Raw genomic sequence first — 17002 nt, 5'->3', positions numbered from 1 at the left:
AAAATATTTTCGCGGCGCTGTAACCGGAACAGTCCCCCCGGCGAACTACTCATCGAGCCGCCGGAAAGTCCTCCGCTGCTCACCAACCTAACCGGAGACCACACCATGAAAACCCTGACCCTCGCCACCGCCGCCCTCGCCCTTGCCGCCATCACCGGCAGCGCCTTGGCGGACGACATGAACACCAAGGCCAGCAACGGCGCGGCCATGGAGAAGTGCTACGGCGTAGCCATGGCCGGCAAGAACGACTGCAAGGCTGGCGCCGGCACCACCTGTGCGGGCAGCGCCAAGAAGGACTACGACGGCATGCACTGGAAGAATGTCCCGGCCGGCACCTGCACCTCGATCAAGACGCCCAGTGGCATGGGCTCGCTGACTCCGAGCAAAGCCTGAGCCCAGGCCGCCGACCATGAACGCATCGATCCAATCGGGCGCCGGGCTGGGGCTGAAGGCCGAACACTATGCCGACGCTCTCGCCTGTACCGCCCAGGGGCTCTGGTTTGAAGTCCATCCGGAGAACTACATGGTCGGCGGTCCACGCCTCACCTGGCTGGAGCGGATCGCCGAACGGCATCCGCTGTCGCTGCACGGGGTTTCCTTGTCCCTCGCGGCCGACTCCGAGCCGGATACGGCACACCTGCATCGGCTGCGCGCGCTGGTCGAGCGCGTGCAACCGGAGCTGATCTCCGAACATCTGGCCTGGTCGGCCTGGCGCGGCCAGTATCTGCCGGACCTGCTGCCCTTCCCGCGCAGCCATGCGGCGCTGGCCCGTATCGCCGAAAACATCCAGCGTACCCAGGAAGCGCTGGGACGGCGCATCGCCATCGAGAACCCCAGCCACTATGTGCGCCTCGAGGGCCACGACTGGGACGAAATCGAATTCCTCACCGAACTCGCCCTGCGCACCGGGTGTGGCCTGTTGCTCGACATCAACAACGTGCACGTCAGCGCGCACAACCTCGGCCTTGATGCCGAGCGCTATCTCGACCGCTTCCCCGCCGCGGCCATCCTCGAGGTACACCTCGCCGGGCACAGCCACGACGAAGGCGGCGAGCTGCTGATCGACTCCCACGACGCGCCCATCGCGGAACCGGTCTGGGCCCTCTACCAGCACCTGATCCGCCGCACGGGGCCACGCCCGACCCTGATCGAGCGCGATGACCACCTCCCCGCCTTCGATGAACTCCTGGCGGAGCGTGAACGCGCGCAAGCGATCCTCAACCTCGCGGAGGTGAGACGATGATCACCTCGCTCGGAGACTTCCAGGACGCTTTTGTCGAAGCGCTCTACCAGCGCCCGGCGACAGCGTTGCAGTCCGTCATTGGCCAAGCCGGCTTTAGCGTCTACCGCAACACGGTGCTCAAGGGCTGCGTCGACGCGCTGTGCGCCAACTTCCCCAGCGTCGAGCGCCTGGTCGGTACCGACTGGCTTCGTGCAGCGGCGTCCATCCATGCCCGCGAGACACCGCCGAGCGATGCGCGCCTGGTGTTCTACGGTGAGGCCTTCGCCGACTTCCTCGACGCGTTCGAACCTGCGCGCGGGCTGCCCTACCTCGGCGCCGTAGCACGCCTGGACCGCTTGTGGACAGAGGCCTTCGCCGCACCCCAGGACGCGACGCTGGACCTGGCCAGCCTGTCCGGCATGACCGCCTCCGACCTTGCCGCCTGCCACCTGGAGCCGCGCGCCGGCGTGCGTTGGCGCTGGTTCGCCGGACAACCGATCTACAGCATCTGGCGCTACAACCGCGAAGCCTTGCCGATACCGGATGAACTGTCCTGGCAAGGCGAAGGCGCACTGCTGGTCGGCCATGCAGTGGGTGTCGCCTGGCAGCCCCTGGACGTTGGCGGCTGCGCCTTCCTCGATGCCTGCTCCGCCGGGTTCGACCTTGATCGGGCGTCGGCCCTGGCGCTGGAGGCACAACCAGACCTCGACTTCACCCTGTTGCTCGGTCGCCTGCTCGGCGCCGCCGCTTTCCGCCCCATAAACCTCGCGTGAGGAGACCACCATGGACATCACCCACAGCACCGTTCCCACCACGGGTTTACGCCATCGCTGGAATCGCGTCGGCGACTTCCTTCAGCGACTGCTTGGCGACTCTTTCCTGTGCCTGGTGGCACGCCTGGGCATCGCGGCGATCTTCTTCCTATCCGGTCGCACCAAGGTCGAGGGCCTCCTGACCATCACCCCGAGCACCTACGAGCTGTTCCAGACCGAGTACATGCTGCCGCTGGTACCACCGCACATCGCGGCGCACCTGGCGACCTATGCTGAACACTTCTTCCCGATCATGCTGGTGCTCGGCCTGTTCACCCGCCTCTCGGCGCTGGCGCTGCTGGGCATGACCACGGTGATCGAAGTATTCGTCTACCCCGACGCCTGGCCAACGCACCTGTCCTGGGCCGGCCTGCTCTTGTTGCTGATCGGCCGCGGCGCCGGTGCCTGGTCGCTGGATCGGGTACTGAGAATTCGCTGATGCGGCGTCGAACGCCTGACGCGATGGCGAACACCGGCCGGCGCGTCTGATCCGGAAATATCAGGGGCGCACTACACCCGATCGCTCATCCACCGGCATCGGCGCGCACCTTAATGTCTTCAAGGACACCTGCATCTCTCCTGAAGTCGCGTTCCCGCTGACCCGCTCCGTGTCGGCCAAGGAGCATGGCGATGACAACGGCAAGGCCCCGCGTTTCAATCTGAACTTCCTGAAGCTTTTCTAGCTGAATCGCCGTCGGCGCCCACCGCCGGCTTTCTGGAGGGTCTGGCGTGATGTTCGAGATTTCGCAGTGTCCGCGAGGAGGCGCTAGTTGCCTCTCGCGAGGGGCAACAATCGGCCAGAAACGGACCCTCAGTCCTTCAGAATCCCCTTCAGTGAAAGACCAGCTGTATGAGCAACTCTAGTACCGATTGACTCAATTCGAGGTCAGGAGGTCGATCACTTTCTTTCGCTTTTCAGTGGGTTCGACTTTGTACAAAAGCTGTGCGAACTCAATGCTGTTTTTTCCGTTCGCCCAAGAACGCGAGCCTGTAATTCGGGCCGAAGGGTCGCCGCCAGCTTCCAGCAGGTAATGCAGCAATTCTGGTTCAGCGGTAAGCACTGCGACATTGATAGGAGAAGCTCCCTCGCTATCGGGCGGTGCAATGGAGCAACCATGAGCACGAAACTTATCTATCAACTTCAATACTTCCCTTTTGTCCGAGCCAGGGAGGTCATAGGACGATGCGGTCAGCGCAATAGCTGGTTCCGCCTGCCCTTCATGAACGACGACACACTCCCCTTTCTCTGCGGCAACTCGGATAGCTGACAGCTCATCCGCGCGTGAGTGAGGTATGTAGAGCTGAGTAACGATGATTGGTGCAAGAGCAGGAAGGATCCATCTCATAGGCCTGTCATCCTTGTTTTCTCTGATTCTGCTGTCATCTCAGAAGCCCGAATTGATCGGGCCCGGCATTGCTACAGATACCCATGCACCCTAGGTGATACCAGTAACGACTGCTGACTCCGTGACGTTTCTCTCATCTCCCAGGAAACAGGTTGTAACCCCCGGTTACGCCCTTTGCATCATTGACCTACGGCCCAGTCCATCATGGAAAAGCAGCGGCCTCTCGTCAGGGGCAGTAAACGGCCAGAAGCAATGGGATGGACTCCCCCTCACCTCGGCACTTCGAGTGCCAGACTGAAGGTGCGAACCGCAGTCACTGATGAGAAGGAGTCCAGACATGAAGCTTATGCGCATTGGGGTCGACCTGGCCAAGAGCGTGTTCCAGATCCACGGCGTCGACTGCCAGGAGAGGCCTGTCTGGCGGCAGCGGTTATCTCGCGAGCGCTGGCTTCAAGCGATCCTGGAGAAGGCCGAGCCCGATTGTGAGATTGGCTTGGAGAGTTGCGGTGGAGCCCATCATTGGGCTCGGCAACTTGAGGCGCGTGGATTTCGGGTCAAGTTGATCGCGCCCCAGTTCGTGAAGCCCTACGTGAAGAGCAACAAGAACGACGCCAATGACGCGGAAGCAATCTGTGAGGCAATGAGCCGGCCCAGCATGCGCTTCGTGGCGATCAAGACGGTTGAACAGCAGGACATTCAGGCGGCACATCGCATTCGAGCAGGGTTGATTGAGCAACGCACCGCCAAGGCCAACCAGGTTCGTGGCCTGGTCGCAGAGTACGGCCTGATTGCACCGAAAGAACTGTGTGCACTGCGACGCGCCATTCCCTGCTGGCTGGAGGATGCAGACAACGGTTTAACGCTGCGCTTTCGGCATTTGCTGGATGGGTTATGGCGCGACTTGCGCATGCTGGATGAACGGGTCAAGGAGCTGGATTGCGAGATATCCGGGATTGCGGCCAATGAGCCGAGCGCTCAGAGCTTGCAGCAACTGCGCGGCGTCGGCCCGATGATCGCCACCGCCCTCGTCGCGGCCATCGGTGACGCCCGTCAGTTTGCCAATGGTCGACAGTTTGCTGCCTCGCTGGGATTGACGCCGAGGCAGCACAGCTCCGGTGGCAAAGATCGACTGCTGGGCATCAGCAAACGCGGCGATGCCTACCTGCGAACACTGATGATTCATGGCGCTCGATCCGTGCTGCGCACAGCTCCATCCAAGGATGACCGGCTGAGCCAATGGGCCGTCCGCTTGGCTGAACGATCGCACACCAACGTGGCCGCCATCGCGCTGGCCAACAAGACCGCGCGCATGGCCTGGGCGATGCTGCGCAATGGCACTGCCTACCAGCCGGAACGGGCTGCGGCCTGACTCACTATCAGTCAAAACGCTACGAGAGAGTGACCGTCACCCACGATTGCGAAGCAACCTGAACGATGGCAAACCGGTCGAACCGGCGCGAGCAAACCCCTCAAATGTCCATGTGCGCAGAGCACGTAGAAGCGATTGGGAGCCCGCGCGCGAATAGCCCATCATGGCCCAGCATCAGAAGATGATGCCGAAATCAGAGGCCGGATATACGTGTGCAGTCGGCACGGGCGCCAAAGTGACGGGAGCTTGCAATGAGGGGGAGTCCATATACGGACGTTGAACACAGCACATGTATAGGGCTTGTGCTTCACTCGCCAACTGGTCACCGCTTCTCGCTTGTCGGTAAAGAGATGTCCAACTTAGTCCGAATCACCTTGCTGCTTCTCGCGTGCGTCATTGGAGGCTCATTCGCACTCCTCGGCGTAACGTTCACTTTTGCTGTAGAGCCACAATCCTCACGGATCGCCATTGCTGCCTGGCTGGCGATAGGCGTCGCGTTCAGCCTTCCTGCCTGGCTTCCGGCCGTTGTCCCAGCTCGTTTGAACCGGCTGCATGTCTCGGTGCGGCGTGTTTGTGCGATCTTGCTGTGTTTCCCCGCTCAGTTGTTTGCATCCACCGTCGTCAACCAACTCGGTCGAATGCATAGTCACCAGGAAAGCAATCCAGCCATTCTCCTTGAGGGGATGTCGCTGACATCGGCCTGCCTGTTAGCACTGGCCCTACTTCTGAAAAGTGATGTCTTGCGCTTCATTTCCTGGTGGCGAAAGCCAAAGCTGACGCGCTGACTGTTGTCAGTGCGTGGGGCCACTATGGGTCGATATCTGCCGCTCAGTGGAGATGGAAAAGCCTCAAGATCAAGCGCGAGGCTTTTTCACCGTCGGCCTCGTAGATACCTCGCAATGAAGCTTGGTCGGCGAGTTTGTGCAGGTGGAAGTGGTTATAAAATGCCTGGCCAAATCGCTGGTGCTCGAAGCTCCCTTCGGCCCACAGCCGAATAAACTCCTCATAGGCGGCGCGTTCGATCTGCAACGACAGATTGCTTTCCATCATCTTCAGGCAGCCTCGTCAAAGGGACTCAAGCGTATAAAGCGCCTATCAATCCTACAAGTTCGGACGTTTCAGAAAAGGCAGGTGCTTTCTGGCTAGAGGCTGCCTGCCACCGCGAATTGTCTGGAGGCTATGCTTCTTGGGTTTTCGTTCCTACCCTGTTAGACGACTACTGACCTGGAGAGTCGATGGACTTCATCGAAGGCGTCGTAATCAACTATCTGGCGCACCGCATCGGTGTCCGCCTGCTGAGCTTTCTGAGCGGTGGACGGTTCAAAGGCGAAAGTGGATTTGCCTGGGGTTGGGCTGTCGTTGTCGGTGGCTTGATTCTGTTCTCTCCATTCGTAGCGTTCATCGCTTGGCTCATTCATCGCAGCGCCGGTTGATCGGGAGTCCGCTTCGGGTCGACAGCAAGCACTCAATCCCCCGTCGATGCCACCAGGAATGTCCCAAACCGCAACCCGACGATCAGCCCCATTGCCGCCAGCTCGAACAACCTGGCCAGGCAAGGCAGGTTGAAGTGGGCGGTCATGCGCTCGGTTGAATCCCAGTACCCGGTGAGGAGCCAGGTGTCGCCCGGCTCGCTTCCACAAGACAGGCGATAAGCCGTGCAGCCTGAGAGGCGACTGAGGTCCGCACGCAACTCTTCCAGACCCGTTCGAAGTCCCGCCACGGAACTCATGGCCGGGTCAATCTCGACGGTACTGACTGCAACGAGGCTCATGGACGTCATCTCCTGATGCTCACTGGGCAAGCAGCTTGCGCGCCAGCGTCCAACCCTCCGTTCGGGAAGCGACGACCCGCAACGGGTAGCCCCAGAACGATTCGAACTTGCCCGCGAACAGTTCGGCCTCCCTCTGCCTGGCGAGGTCTGGCTCGATGTAGATCTGCGCTTTGACGAACAACCGCAAGGCGACCTTGTGGCGCTTCATCCAGAGGGACAGCTGCTTTCTCTCCTCATGGGAGTGCTCGTGCTCTTCCTGCTGCGCGCGCTCCTCCTCCAGCAGTACGAAAGGCTCCGCGCGCGCGAGCAAGGCTTCGAAGGCCTTGAACCCCTCATCCTCGGTGTGAATGCCGGATGTGCCGACCTTCATCCAGACCAGTGGAAAGAGTGTGGAATCGATAACCATGCGAATCGTCTCCTGCATTGAATGGTGGCCGGCACCGGGAACACACCGGCGCCGTCAAGTCATCTGCAAGATACCCAGTGCAGCCGATTTGCGTCATTGCACAATCTAGCCACAATATTTCTCATTTCAGCCAAGTGCTTCGATCCGCTTCCAAGGAGCGTCCATGGACACCATTACCGCTGACGGCCGATTGCTCGCATGGGATGTCGATAGCATCGCGCGCCAGGTCACGGCGCTGAATGCATCGCAGGTCGCCAAGGACTGGGAGCATGCGCTCCACCAGCATCGCAAAGGGCAACTGATCTATTCGGTGCGCGGGATTCTCAACTGCGAGGTAGACAGCGGCGTGTGGGTCGTCCCGCCGCAGTGCGCCATCTGGATTCCCGGCAACATGCCTCATTCCACTCGCGGCTCGGGAGAAACCGAGTGCTATTGCCTGTTCGTGGAACCGGACGCCATCGAAGGCCTGCCCACCCAGTGCTGCACTCTCTCGGTCTCGCCGCTGCTGCGCGAGCTGCTGCTCAAGGCGACGGGATTCGAGCAGCTGTACGCCGAGAGCGGCCCGAAGGCGCGGTTGATCGCCGTGCTGCTGGACGAGCTGCGGGAAGCGAGCATCGAGCATCTGCATTTGCCGATGCCGCAGAACCAACGCCTGCGGCAGTTGGCGAAGATGCTGCTCGACGATCCGGCGAGCAAGGCGTCGATGGCGCAATGGGCCAAATGCATCGGCATGAGCGAACGCAGCATGAGTCGCTTGCTGATGCAGGAAGTTGGCATGAGTTTCGGCAGATGGCGGCGGCAGCTGCATATCATTCTTTCGCTGCGCCGCCTGGCCAGGGGAGAGAGCGTACAGACGGTTGCACTGGAATTGGGTTACGAAAGCGCCAGCGGTTTCGTCACCATGTTTCGCAAGACCATGGGCAAGCCGCCCGCACGTTACCTGCTCGAGCGCGCGGCGACGGGCGCAGGTGATGCCGCGCCTGGGGGCGGCATCGTGCTGGAGCCTTGACTGCGCGCTCCGCCCCCGCCACCGCGACATCAGCCGCGATAGCGTGTGGCAGGCGCACTCCGTGACAGATTGGGCATCAGCTTCTGACGCGCCGCCTCATAGTCGTTCAGGTCGGCAATCTCCGGAAGCGCCGGAATGGTCACGAACTCGCCCTGGTCGAGCCCGGACAACGCCGCGTCCACCATGTCCTCGGCCTTCATCACGATAGCCTCCGGCAGATGCTCCAGCGGGGTACCGGCCACGCCCCAGAAGTCGGTGGCCGTCGCGCCGGGCAGCACCACCTGGACTCTGACGTTCTGTTCCGCAAGCTCATGGCGCAACGATTGGCTGAAGGCCAGCACGAATGCCTTGGAGCCGCCGTACACACCGTTGAGCACCTCCGGGGCGATGGCGACGATCGATGCGATGTTGATCAGCGTGCCGCCGCCACGGGCAACGAAGCCCGGAACGGCCGCGTAGGTCAGCCGCGTCAGCGCGTTCACGTTGAGCGTCAGCAGTTCCTCCAACTGGTCGATGTTCGACTCCAGTAGCGGGCGGGTCGCTCCGACGCCAGCGTTGTTCACCAGCACGGAAATACTGGCGTCCGTCCGCAGCAGATCCTCCACGCGCGCCAGGTCGGCGCGCTCGCCCAGGTCGGCGACGACAACTTCGATGGAGCGGCCGGTGTCGTCGCTCACACGTTTGGCCAGCGCATTCAGGCGTTCACGATTGCGGGCGACGAGGATCAGGTCATGGCCGCGACGCGCCAGGCGCTCGGCATAGATGGCACCGATACCTGACGAAGCACCGGTGATCAGAGCGGTGCCGGGATGGGATTGAGTCATGTCGAGTCTCCAGGGTTGTGGGGGAACTGGAGAACAGGATGCGGCGGCTTGGCCATATCTCAAATGACGTATATGGTAGTAATTCAGGACATACGAGAGACCATCATGCACCGCATCGGCTACCTGCTCACCGACGGTTTCCAGGTACTTTCCCTGGCGAACCAGGCTGTCTTCGAGTTCGCCAACCTGGTCGCCGGCGAGCCCTTTTACAGCATCGAAAACTTCTCGCCGGCGGGTGGCCTGGTGCGCTCGTCGCTGGGGCTCGCCCTGGAAACCCGCCCACTGCAGGCCCCAGGGCTGGCCGATACCTGGATAGTGGTTGGCGTCAACGATCCCGTGGCGAGCGAGACTCCCTCGGCCGTGCTGGAGTTCGTGCGCCTGGCCGGCAGACAGGCGCGGCGTACCGTCGGCGTCTGTACCGGTGGCTTCATCCTCGCCGAAGCGGGCCTGCTGGCCGGACGCCGCGCGACAACCCACTGGGCCTATGCCCAGGCCCTGCAGAAGCGCCATCCGGAGATCACCGTCGAGGACGACCGCATCTACATCGTTGACGGTCCTTTCTGGACCTCGGCGGGCATGACCGCCGGGCTCGACCTCGCCGTCGGCATGGTGGAAAAGGACTTGGGCGCGGACGTAGCCCGCTCGGTGGCGCACAAGCTGGTGATGCACCAGCACCGCTCCGGCGGCCAGTCCCAGCACTCGGAAATGCTCGACCTGGCCCCCAAATCCGACCGCATCCAGAGCGCGCTGAACTACGCGCGCCAGCACCTGAGTCGTCCGCTGGGCGTCGAGGAGCTGGCCAGCATTGCCCACCTGAGCCCGCGCCAGTTCACCCGCGTGTTCACCGCCGAAACCGGGCAATCGCCGGCCAAGGCTATCGAAGGCCTGCGCCTGGAAGCCGCGCGATTGATGATCGAGCAGAGCCGTCATTCCCTCGATGTCGTCGCCAGGGAAACCGGCTTCCGCGATCGCCGCCACATGCGCGAAGCATTCATCCGTGGCTTCGGCGTTCCTCCGCAGGCGGTTCGTCGGGATGCCCGCCACGTGGTGGCTGATCGGCCTGGAACAGAGGTTGCCGGCCGCTGACAGGCCGGACTCGCCACGACTCGACGCTTCGCCGGCCGGCATCCTGGATGCCGACCTGCGAAGAGTCACGGCTTGGCGTTGAAGGTCAACTCATTGAGGAGTGCCGTGCCTCATGGCGACGGCGAGCGCAATCAGGCTTCCGGCCTCAGCGCTATGCCGCCGCAGTTGCCGCGGGTCAGCAGGTAGTCCACTTGCCTGGCGCGGTTGATCGCGACACGGATTTCACAGCTGGCCGAATGGACCACGTCGCCCCAGTACTCGGTATGCACGAGCTGGCCGTTCTGCGGACCGGTGTAGGTGCCGAGTGCTTCGCGCGAGACGTACGACGTGTCGCGGCGATAGATCAGCACGACCCAGTCGTTCTCCGGCGCCAGGCCGATATCGCTGGGTGCGCCGAAGTGGTCGATCGCATCGCCCGCCGGGCGACCCTTCCAGTAGCTGCGCGCCTGCGCCTCGGGCAGGGTGGGAATGGCGGAACAGCCGCCGAGCAGGATGGCGATCATCCCGAGTGCGAGTAGTCCTTTCATTGCACGCCCTCCTTGGCGGGTACGTTCTTGGCGGGCATCTGCTCGAAGCCCTTGTCGACCATCTGCAGGATCATCGCCTTGGCATGGTCGCGGTTTCTCAGCTGGAACAGGCCGGGTGCGGCCGAGACCATCTGCGAGGCAGGCATCTTGCCCAGCGGATACATCTTCTGCTCCACGTGCGCGTCCGGCTTGCAGAGGAAGTCGCGGCTCTGCGCGATCCAGGCCTCGGGCTTCTTCTGCCACTCCTTGGAGACCTTCATCGGGCGGATGTCGTTGTAGAACTTGTCGTAGTTCTGCGCGCCGTTGAGGCGCACGCGGTTCTTCGCGCAATCGACCTCGACGTCATAGGCGGTGAAAGTCGGCTTGGCGCCTTCCTCGTAGAGCCGATAGACGCCCAGCGAGCGCACGCCGTTCTTGCGGTCGTAGATGTTGGCGGGGTCGCCATCGATGATGAAGACTTCGTTCTTGTAGAGGCTGCCCTGCTGGTGAATCAACCAGAAGTCGCCGTAGGGAACGGAATCCGCGTGCGCGGCAAGAGGGCTGCAAAGCAGCACGGCAGGCAGCCAGGGCCTGAGGGACTTGAACATAACGGGACATTCCTTTGCCGTTGTTTTCGCCACGGTGCAGCGCACCGTGGTGTAGGAAGCGTAGGAATCTAGTGTCGATGGGATCGATGGTCAACCGCTGCGGCCGCATCCGGCCGAGTGCGGGAGCGGCTCTGGCGACGCGCAGGCCGTCTGTTTCGGGCGATAGCGAACAACGACGAACACTTCATTCCCCTGCCCCGCAAAAGCTCCGTCGCGCCGGCCCGGCACGTCCAAGGAGACGCGGCGAGAACCTTCGATGCCCGCGAGCGTTACAATGCCGCCCCAGCGCCGATTTCCTCAATCGGGCACGCCCGGAGCCAGCTTCAGATGTTCACCCTTGTAAACCTGGACACATCGCCACCCGAATCCCTGAAGAGTCAGGTTCTGCAGATGGTGGTGGACTACTTCAGCGACGTCAGCCCGGTGCCGCTGACGCCCAGCAATCCGCTCTTCCAGCTGTACCAGTATGTGATCGGCTACGAGGTGCACCTGTACCTGCAGGCCATGAGCAGCGAGCTGGACAGCACCGCGCGATTGATCCTCGCCCTCGATGATGAAGATCCCTCCCAGGTGCTGGGTTTCGCCCTCTACCTGCGGAGCCAGGACGATGCCGAGGCCTGCACGCTGGCCTACCTGGCCGTCCAGGCCAGCCATCGCCGTCGCGGAATCGCCCGCGCCTTGTTGCGGCAGGTGATCGCGCATCGGCCTCACGTCGAGCTGGCCTGCGCGGCGAGCAAGGCGCCGATCTTCGAAGCGATGGGGTTCCAGCTACTGGCAGCGCAGGGCCCGCACGTGCTGCTGAACACCCGTGACCACCGCTCGGACGGCATGGTGGCGGTGCAGGACCTGTCCCCGATCTACCAGTCCAAGGAAGTGCGGCAGATTCACGCCTACCTGGTGAAACAGAACGGCAGGAAGGCCATGAGCGAGGCCGAGAAGAAACGCGACCGCCTGCTCGACCAGATGGCCTATCAGGCGCAAGCCCTGGTGAAAGAGCGTTTCCCTACGATTCACTGAAGGCCGGCCACTGCCTGCGTTTGCGTGCCGAACACGCCCCGCGCCCTGGTTCGAAGGGCATGAAAAAAGGAAGCCGCACTACCACCGGCTTCCTTTTTCATTGGCTCGGGCCACACTGCGCACCGTCGAAATCGACACCGCCAATGCGCAGCGTGACAGACGCTCCCTATTTCGAGGGCGGCGTCCCTTCCGCATTGGCGACGACCGCTTCGATCTGCACCAGCGCGCCTTCCGGCAACGCGGAGACACCGACCGTCCTGCGTGCCGGAGCGCCACCGGGGAAGAACGTCGCGTAGATCTCGTCGACCGCGCCGACATCGTCGATGTTCTTCAGGTAGATGTTCACCTTCACCACGTCAGCCAGCGCGTGATCGATGCTTTCCACGATGGCCTTGATGTTTTCCAGGCACTGCCCGGCCTGCTCTTTTACGCCACCGCCCACCACTTTCCCCGTCGTCGGGTCCAGGGGCAACTGAGCGGAGAGATGATTGTAGTGAGAGAACGCCACGGTTTGCGTCGACAGCGGATTCCTCGGCGCGGCGCTGGTGTTATTGGCCTTGATGACGATGCCGTGACGGTCCTCGACCAATTGCGGCGGCGTGCCGTCACCATGGGATACGACCGCCTCGATCTGCACCAGCGCATCCAGGGGCAGCGCCGACACTTCGACCGTGGTGCGTGCGGGAACATAGGCCACGGTCCTGGCGATGGCCGAATCGGGGAAGAAGGTCGTGTAGACCTCGTTTACCGCCGCGACGTCCGCAAGCTTCCTGACGAAGAGAGTGATCTTGACGATGTCGTCGAACGGAACGTCGATGCTCTCCAGGATCGCCTTGATGTTCTTCAGGCACTGCGCAGCCTGTTCCTTCACACCGCCGGCAACCAGCTTGCCGGTGGCCGGGTCGATGGGCAGTTGGGCCGACAGGTTGTTGTAGTGCGAGAACGCCACGCTCTGGCTGGACAGCGGGCTGACGGGTGCGCGTTCGGTATTCTTGGCGACCTTGATCAGGTCACCCGCCTGCGGCGCGCCGGGAATCGTGCCCTCACCGTTGGACACCAGCGCTTCGACCTGCACCAGGGCGCCCAGCGGCAGCGCGGCCACGGCGACGGTAGTCAGGACGGGCAGATAGCTGGGGAAGTACGCGGCATACACACGGCGCACCGCATCGGCATCGGCGATGTCCTTGAGGAAAATGGAAACCCGGACGACATCGTCCATGACATGGTCGATGCTCTGGACCACCGCTTTGATGTTCCTGAAGCACTGCTCGGCCTGCTCCTTGGCGCCGCCTGCCACCAGTTTTCCAGTCGACGGATCCACCGGCAGTTGCGCCGATAGATGGTTGTAGTGCGAGAACGCCACGGTCTGTGAATAGGGGCCGAGGTTCTTCGGCGCATCATCGGTATTTCTTGCCAAAACTGCGTTATAGCCACTCATGATCGTGCTCCCCTTGGTTGCTGGGACTTCGCGGGTTGCGTGGCAATTCCACGGTCAGAAATTGCCACCGTTTATCCGGGCGACGGATATCAAGTCCACGCGGGGGCAGGCTAGTAGGGGCCCGGGGGTTACTTCATGGAGCCGGTGCAAGTGTAGTGGTCACCGCCCGACGCGCCAGCCTGGCCGGAAAGGCCGGGAGTGGCGGCGTGCGCCTGCATCGGTAACGTGATCGGTGCCGCTGGCCCCGTCGGGGCAGTGGCTTCCGTGAGGGCAGGAAAGCTATCGCCAATGGCGAGCCGATCCCTTGACTTTGAGCAGGCTTTTTCGAACCAGGCGCTTTTTTCCTGACCAGGCGGACAGTCGCGCTCATCAGCGCAACAGGGTAGGCCTGGCGGCCCACCCTTCCCTTCCATCGGGCGTCAGCGCGCCACGGCGTCAGCGTCCTGCGCATCCTCCGCCCGGCGATGCATCCAGCGATACAGCGCGGGCAGCACCAGCAACGTCAGCGTCGTCGACGACAGGATGCCGCCGATCACCACCGTGGCCAGCGGGCGTTGCACCTCGGCGCCAGTACCGGTGGCCAGGGCCATCGGCACGAAACCGAGCGACGCCACCAGCGCCGTCATCAGCACCGGGCGCAGCCGCGTCAGTGCGCCCTCGCGGATCGCCGTGTCGAGGCTGCGCCCCTCCTCCCGCAGACTGCGGATGAAGGAGATCATCACCAGACCGTTGAGCACCGCGACACCGGACAGCGCGATGAAGCCGACGCCGGCGGAGATCGACAGCGGAATGTCCCGCAACCACAGCGCCACCACGCCACCGGTCAGCGCGAAGGGAATCCCGGTGAACACCACCAGGCCGTCGCGCAGGTTGTTGAACATCATCAGCAGCAGGGTGAAGACCAGCAGCAGCGCCACCGGCACCACCACCTGCAGGCGCTGGGCGGCCGACTGCAACTGCTCGAACTGCCCGCCCCAGGTCGTCCAGTAGCCGGCCTGCAGCTTCACCTGCTGGCCGATCTGATCGCTCGCTTCGGCAACGAAAGAGCCGATGTCCCGGCCGCGCACGTTGGCGCTCACCACCACCAGGCGCTTGCCGTTCTCGCGGCTGACCTGGTTCGGGCCCTGCACCAGCTCCAGGCGCGCCACTTCGCCCAGGGTGATGAAGCCGATGCGCGCGTCCGTGGCATTGGCCGGGGCCGGCACCGGGATCAGCATGCGCGAGAGCGCATCGATATCGCTGCGCAGGCTTTCCGGCAGGCGCACGATCAGGTCGAAACGGCGGTCGCCTTCGAACAGCGTGCCAGCCTCGCGACCGCCGATGGCCACCGCCACCGTGTCCTGGATATCGCCGACATTCAGCCCGTAGCGTGCCGCGCGCTGGCGGTCGATGTTCACCGTGAGCACCGGCAGCCCGCTGGTCTGCTCGACCTTCACCTCGGACGAACCCTGCACCTGGCGCAGCACGCCGGCGATCTGTTCGGCGGTCTGGTTGAGCACGCCCATGTCGTCGCCGAAAACCTTCACCGCCACGTCGCTGCGCACCCCGGAAATCAGCTCGTTGAAGCGCAACTGGATCGGCTGCGACAGCTCGTAGGCGCTGCCCGGCACGCCGTTGGCGGCGGCCTGGATTTCCGCTTCCAGCTCCGCGCGGCTCTTCGTCGGGTCGGGCCACTGGTCCTTGGGCTTCAGCATCACGTAGGCGTCGGAGATGTTCGGCGGCATCGGGTCGGAGGCGATCTCCGCCGTGCCGGTGCGGCTGAACATGCGCTGCACCTCCGGCACCTTGTCCAGCACCTGGCGCTCCAAGGCCTCCTGCATGGCCACCGATTGCGACAGGCTGGTGCCCGGCGTGCGCAGCGATTGCAAGGCGAAGTCGCCCTCGCCCAGGCTGGGCACGAACTCGCTGCCCATGCGGCTGGCCAGCACGCCGGAGAGCAGAACCAGCACGGCGGCGCAGGCGAACACCAGCGCGCGCCGCGCCATCACCCAGTCCAGCACCGGCTCGTAGGCGCGCCGCGCACCGCGCATCAGCAGGTTTTCCTCTTCCTTCACCTTGCCGGTGATGAACAGCGCGATGGCGGCCGGCACGAAGGTCACCGAGAGGATCATCGCGCCCAGCAGCGCCAGCACCACGGTGAAGGCCATGGGGTGGAACATTTTCCCCTCGACGCCGGTGAGGGCGAAGATCGGCAGGTACACCACCATGATGATCAACTGCCCGTAGATCAGCGCGCGGCGCGCTTCTCTGGACGCGGCAAAGACCTCGTGCAGCCGCTCACTGCGAGTCAACAGGCGGCCATGGTGCTGCTGCGCGTGAGCCAGGCGGCGGATGGCGTTCTCGACGATCACCACGGCGCCGTCGACGATGATGCCGAAGTCCAGCGCGCCCAGGCTCATCAGGTTGGCGCTGATGCGATTGCTGAACATGCCGGTGAAGGTGAACAGCATCGCCAGCGGAATCACCATGGCGGTGATCAGCGCCGCGCGGATGTTGCCCAGGAACAGGAAGAGCACCGCAACCACCAGGATCGCGCCTTCGGTGAGATTGCGCTTCACCGTGGCGATGGCCTTGTCCACCAGTTGCGTGCGGTCATAGACGGTCACTGCCTTCACCCCGGCCGGCAGCGTGCGGTTGATCTCGGCAAGTTTCTCCGCCGCGGCCTTGGCGACCGTGCGGCTGTTCTCGCCGATCAGCATGAACACCGTGCCAAGCACCACCTCGCGACCATCCTCGGTGGCCGCGCCGGTGCGCAGCTCACGGCCCAGGCCCACTTCGGCGACATCGCGCAGACGGATCGGCGTGCCGTCGACATTGGCGACGACGATGCTGGCGATGTCCTGCTGGCCCTTCACCTGTCCCGGTGCGCGCACCAGCAACTGCTCGCCGTTGCGCTCGATGTAGCCCGCGCCGACGTTGGCGTTGTTGCGCTCCAGCGCGGTGATCACGTCGGCCAGCGTCAGGCGATAGGCCGCCAGGCGACGCGTATCCGGGGCGATCTGGAACTGCTTGGCGAAGCCGCCGATGGTATTCACCTCGGCCACGCCGGGAACGTTGCGAAGCTGCGGCTTGACCACCCAGTCCTGGATCACCCGCAGGTCGGTCGGCGTATAGGGCGTGCCATCCTCCTTGCGCGCGCTCTCCTCGGCCTCGATGGTCCAGAGGAAGATTTCCCCCAGACCGGTGGAGATTGGCCCCATCGCCGACTCCACGCCTTCGGGCAACTGCTCGCGCGCCTGCTGCAGGCGTTCGTTGACCAGTTGGCGGGCGAAGAACAGGTCAGTGCCGTCCTTGAAGATCACCGTCACCTGCGACAGCCCGGAGCGCGAGATCGAGCGCGTCTGCTGCAATCCCGGCAACCCCGCCATGGCGGTTTCCACCGGGTAGGTGATGCGCTGCTCGGTCTCCAGCGGCGTGAAGCCCGGCGCCGAGGTGTTGACCTGCACCTGCACGTTGGTGATATCGGGCACCGCGTCGATGGGCAGTTTCTGGTAGCTGGCGATGCCCAGGCCGGCCATGCCGAGGACGGCGAGCAGCACCAGGTAGCGCTGCTCGATGGCGAAACGAATGATGCGTTCGAACATGCTG

19 protein-coding genes are annotated in these 17002 nt (G+C 63.3%); 10 read left to right on the top strand and 9 right to left on the bottom strand.

Annotated elements, in window-relative coordinates:
- Positions 1 to 105 precede the first annotated feature (105 nt).
- The 4 genes from JVX91_RS17120 to JVX91_RS17105 are packed head-to-tail and all read left to right on the top strand — an operon-like array spanning position 106 to position 2473.
- Entirely contained in the window at positions 106 to 393 is a 288-nt protein-coding gene (locus JVX91_RS17120) for a DUF2282 domain-containing protein (RefSeq protein ID WP_205335390.1), read from the top strand.
- A gap of 16 nt (positions 394 to 409) precedes the next feature.
- The gene (locus tag JVX91_RS17115) at positions 410 to 1243 is read left to right on the top strand and encodes a DUF692 domain-containing protein (protein WP_205335389.1); all 834 of its coding nucleotides are present in this window, start codon (positions 410 to 412) and stop codon (positions 1241 to 1243) included.
- Complete coding sequence (locus JVX91_RS17110; RefSeq protein ID WP_205335388.1) at positions 1240 to 1995, top strand: DNA-binding domain-containing protein; 756 nt, start codon at positions 1240 to 1242, stop codon at positions 1993 to 1995. Before JVX91_RS17115 ends, JVX91_RS17110 begins: the two co-directional genes overlap by 4 nt.
- 10 nt (positions 1996 to 2005) lie before the next feature.
- Complete coding sequence (locus JVX91_RS17105; RefSeq protein ID WP_205335387.1) at positions 2006 to 2473, top strand: DoxX family protein; 468 nt, start codon at positions 2006 to 2008, stop codon at positions 2471 to 2473.
- A gap of 436 nt (positions 2474 to 2909) precedes the next feature.
- Here JVX91_RS17105 and JVX91_RS17100 read toward each other — a convergent pair whose 3' ends face one another.
- On the bottom strand, positions 2910 to 3380 hold the full coding sequence (locus JVX91_RS17100; protein ID WP_205335386.1) for a hypothetical protein: 471 nt from the start codon (positions 3378 to 3380) through the stop codon (positions 2910 to 2912).
- Between the two features lie 337 nt (positions 3381 to 3717).
- Here JVX91_RS17100 and JVX91_RS17095 point away from each other — a divergent pair, with 337 nt between their 5' ends.
- Both JVX91_RS17095 and JVX91_RS17090 read left to right on the top strand, forming a co-directional pair.
- The gene (locus JVX91_RS17095) at positions 3718 to 4749 is read left to right on the top strand and encodes an IS110 family transposase (protein ID WP_205335385.1); all 1032 of its coding nucleotides are present in this window, start codon (positions 3718 to 3720) and stop codon (positions 4747 to 4749) included.
- A 350-nt stretch (positions 4750 to 5099) separates the two neighbouring features.
- A complete protein-coding gene (locus JVX91_RS17090; protein ID WP_205335384.1) occupies positions 5100 to 5534 on the top strand; it encodes a hypothetical protein in 435 nt (144 codons plus the stop codon).
- A gap of 43 nt (positions 5535 to 5577) precedes the next feature.
- On the opposite strand, the gene JVX91_RS17085 is transcribed toward JVX91_RS17090, so the two are convergent.
- The gene (locus tag JVX91_RS17085; protein ID WP_205340030.1) at positions 5578 to 5796 is read right to left on the bottom strand and encodes a hypothetical protein; all 219 of its coding nucleotides are present in this window, start codon (positions 5794 to 5796) and stop codon (positions 5578 to 5580) included.
- 188 nt (positions 5797 to 5984) lie between these two features.
- On the opposite strand from JVX91_RS17085, the gene JVX91_RS17080 reads away from it, so the two are divergent.
- Positions 5985 to 6182: a hypothetical protein gene (locus tag JVX91_RS17080; RefSeq protein ID WP_205335383.1), complete on the top strand. Its 198-nt coding sequence runs from the start codon at positions 5985 to 5987 to the stop codon at positions 6180 to 6182.
- Between the two features lie 32 nt (positions 6183 to 6214).
- On the opposite strand, the gene JVX91_RS17075 is transcribed toward JVX91_RS17080, so the two are convergent.
- Together JVX91_RS17075 and JVX91_RS17070 are read right to left on the bottom strand one after the other, a co-directional pair.
- Complete coding sequence (locus JVX91_RS17075) at positions 6215 to 6520, bottom strand: antibiotic biosynthesis monooxygenase (RefSeq protein WP_205335382.1); 306 nt, start codon at positions 6518 to 6520, stop codon at positions 6215 to 6217.
- 19 nt (positions 6521 to 6539) lie between these two features.
- Positions 6540 to 6926 carry a hypothetical protein gene (locus tag JVX91_RS17070; protein ID WP_205335381.1) on the bottom strand — a complete coding sequence of 129 codons (387 nt, stop codon included), beginning with the start codon at positions 6924 to 6926 and terminating at the stop codon, positions 6540 to 6542.
- A gap of 163 nt (positions 6927 to 7089) precedes the next feature.
- Here JVX91_RS17070 and JVX91_RS17065 point away from each other — a divergent pair, with 163 nt between their 5' ends.
- Positions 7090 to 7935, top strand: coding sequence for a helix-turn-helix transcriptional regulator (locus JVX91_RS17065; RefSeq protein ID WP_205335380.1), 846 nt, complete (start codon positions 7090 to 7092; stop codon positions 7933 to 7935).
- 29 nt (positions 7936 to 7964) lie between these two features.
- Here the strand turns inward: JVX91_RS17065 and JVX91_RS17060 are convergent, their stop codons facing one another.
- The gene (locus JVX91_RS17060) at positions 7965 to 8759 is read right to left on the bottom strand and encodes an SDR family oxidoreductase (protein ID WP_205335379.1); all 795 of its coding nucleotides are present in this window, start codon (positions 8757 to 8759) and stop codon (positions 7965 to 7967) included.
- Between the two features lie 105 nt (positions 8760 to 8864).
- Here JVX91_RS17060 and JVX91_RS17055 point away from each other — a divergent pair, with 105 nt between their 5' ends.
- Positions 8865 to 9845: a GlxA family transcriptional regulator gene (locus JVX91_RS17055; protein WP_205335378.1), complete on the top strand. Its 981-nt coding sequence runs from the start codon at positions 8865 to 8867 to the stop codon at positions 9843 to 9845.
- A gap of 131 nt (positions 9846 to 9976) precedes the next feature.
- Here JVX91_RS17055 and JVX91_RS17050 read toward each other — a convergent pair whose 3' ends face one another.
- Both JVX91_RS17050 and JVX91_RS17045 read right to left on the bottom strand, forming a co-directional pair.
- Positions 9977 to 10372: a hypothetical protein gene (locus tag JVX91_RS17050; RefSeq protein WP_024763794.1), complete on the bottom strand. Its 396-nt coding sequence runs from the start codon at positions 10370 to 10372 to the stop codon at positions 9977 to 9979.
- A complete protein-coding gene (locus JVX91_RS17045; RefSeq protein ID WP_205335377.1) occupies positions 10369 to 10959 on the bottom strand; it encodes a hypothetical protein in 591 nt (196 codons plus the stop codon). The genes JVX91_RS17050 and JVX91_RS17045 overlap by 4 nt, the downstream gene beginning before the upstream one ends.
- Before the next feature lie 327 nt (positions 10960 to 11286).
- On the opposite strand from JVX91_RS17045, the gene JVX91_RS17040 reads away from it, so the two are divergent.
- On the top strand, positions 11287 to 11976 hold the full coding sequence (locus JVX91_RS17040; RefSeq protein WP_205335376.1) for a GNAT family N-acetyltransferase: 690 nt from the start codon (positions 11287 to 11289) through the stop codon (positions 11974 to 11976).
- 166 nt (positions 11977 to 12142) lie between these two features.
- Here JVX91_RS17040 and JVX91_RS17035 read toward each other — a convergent pair whose 3' ends face one another.
- Positions 12143 to 13414 (bottom strand): Rid family detoxifying hydrolase, encoded by a 1272-nt coding sequence (locus tag JVX91_RS17035; RefSeq protein WP_205335375.1) that lies wholly within the window; start codon positions 13412 to 13414, stop codon positions 12143 to 12145.
- Between the two features lie 419 nt (positions 13415 to 13833).
- Positions 13834 to 16998, bottom strand: coding sequence for a CusA/CzcA family heavy metal efflux RND transporter (locus JVX91_RS17030; RefSeq protein WP_205335374.1), 3165 nt, complete (start codon positions 16996 to 16998; stop codon positions 13834 to 13836).
- Positions 16999 to 17002: the final 4 nt, after the last annotated feature.

The sequence above is a fragment of the Pseudomonas sp. PDNC002 genome, assembly GCF_016919445.1.
GTDB lineage: Bacteria > Pseudomonadota > Gammaproteobacteria > Pseudomonadales > Pseudomonadaceae > Pseudomonas.
This window is presented reverse-complemented; position numbering and strand designations above follow the sequence as displayed.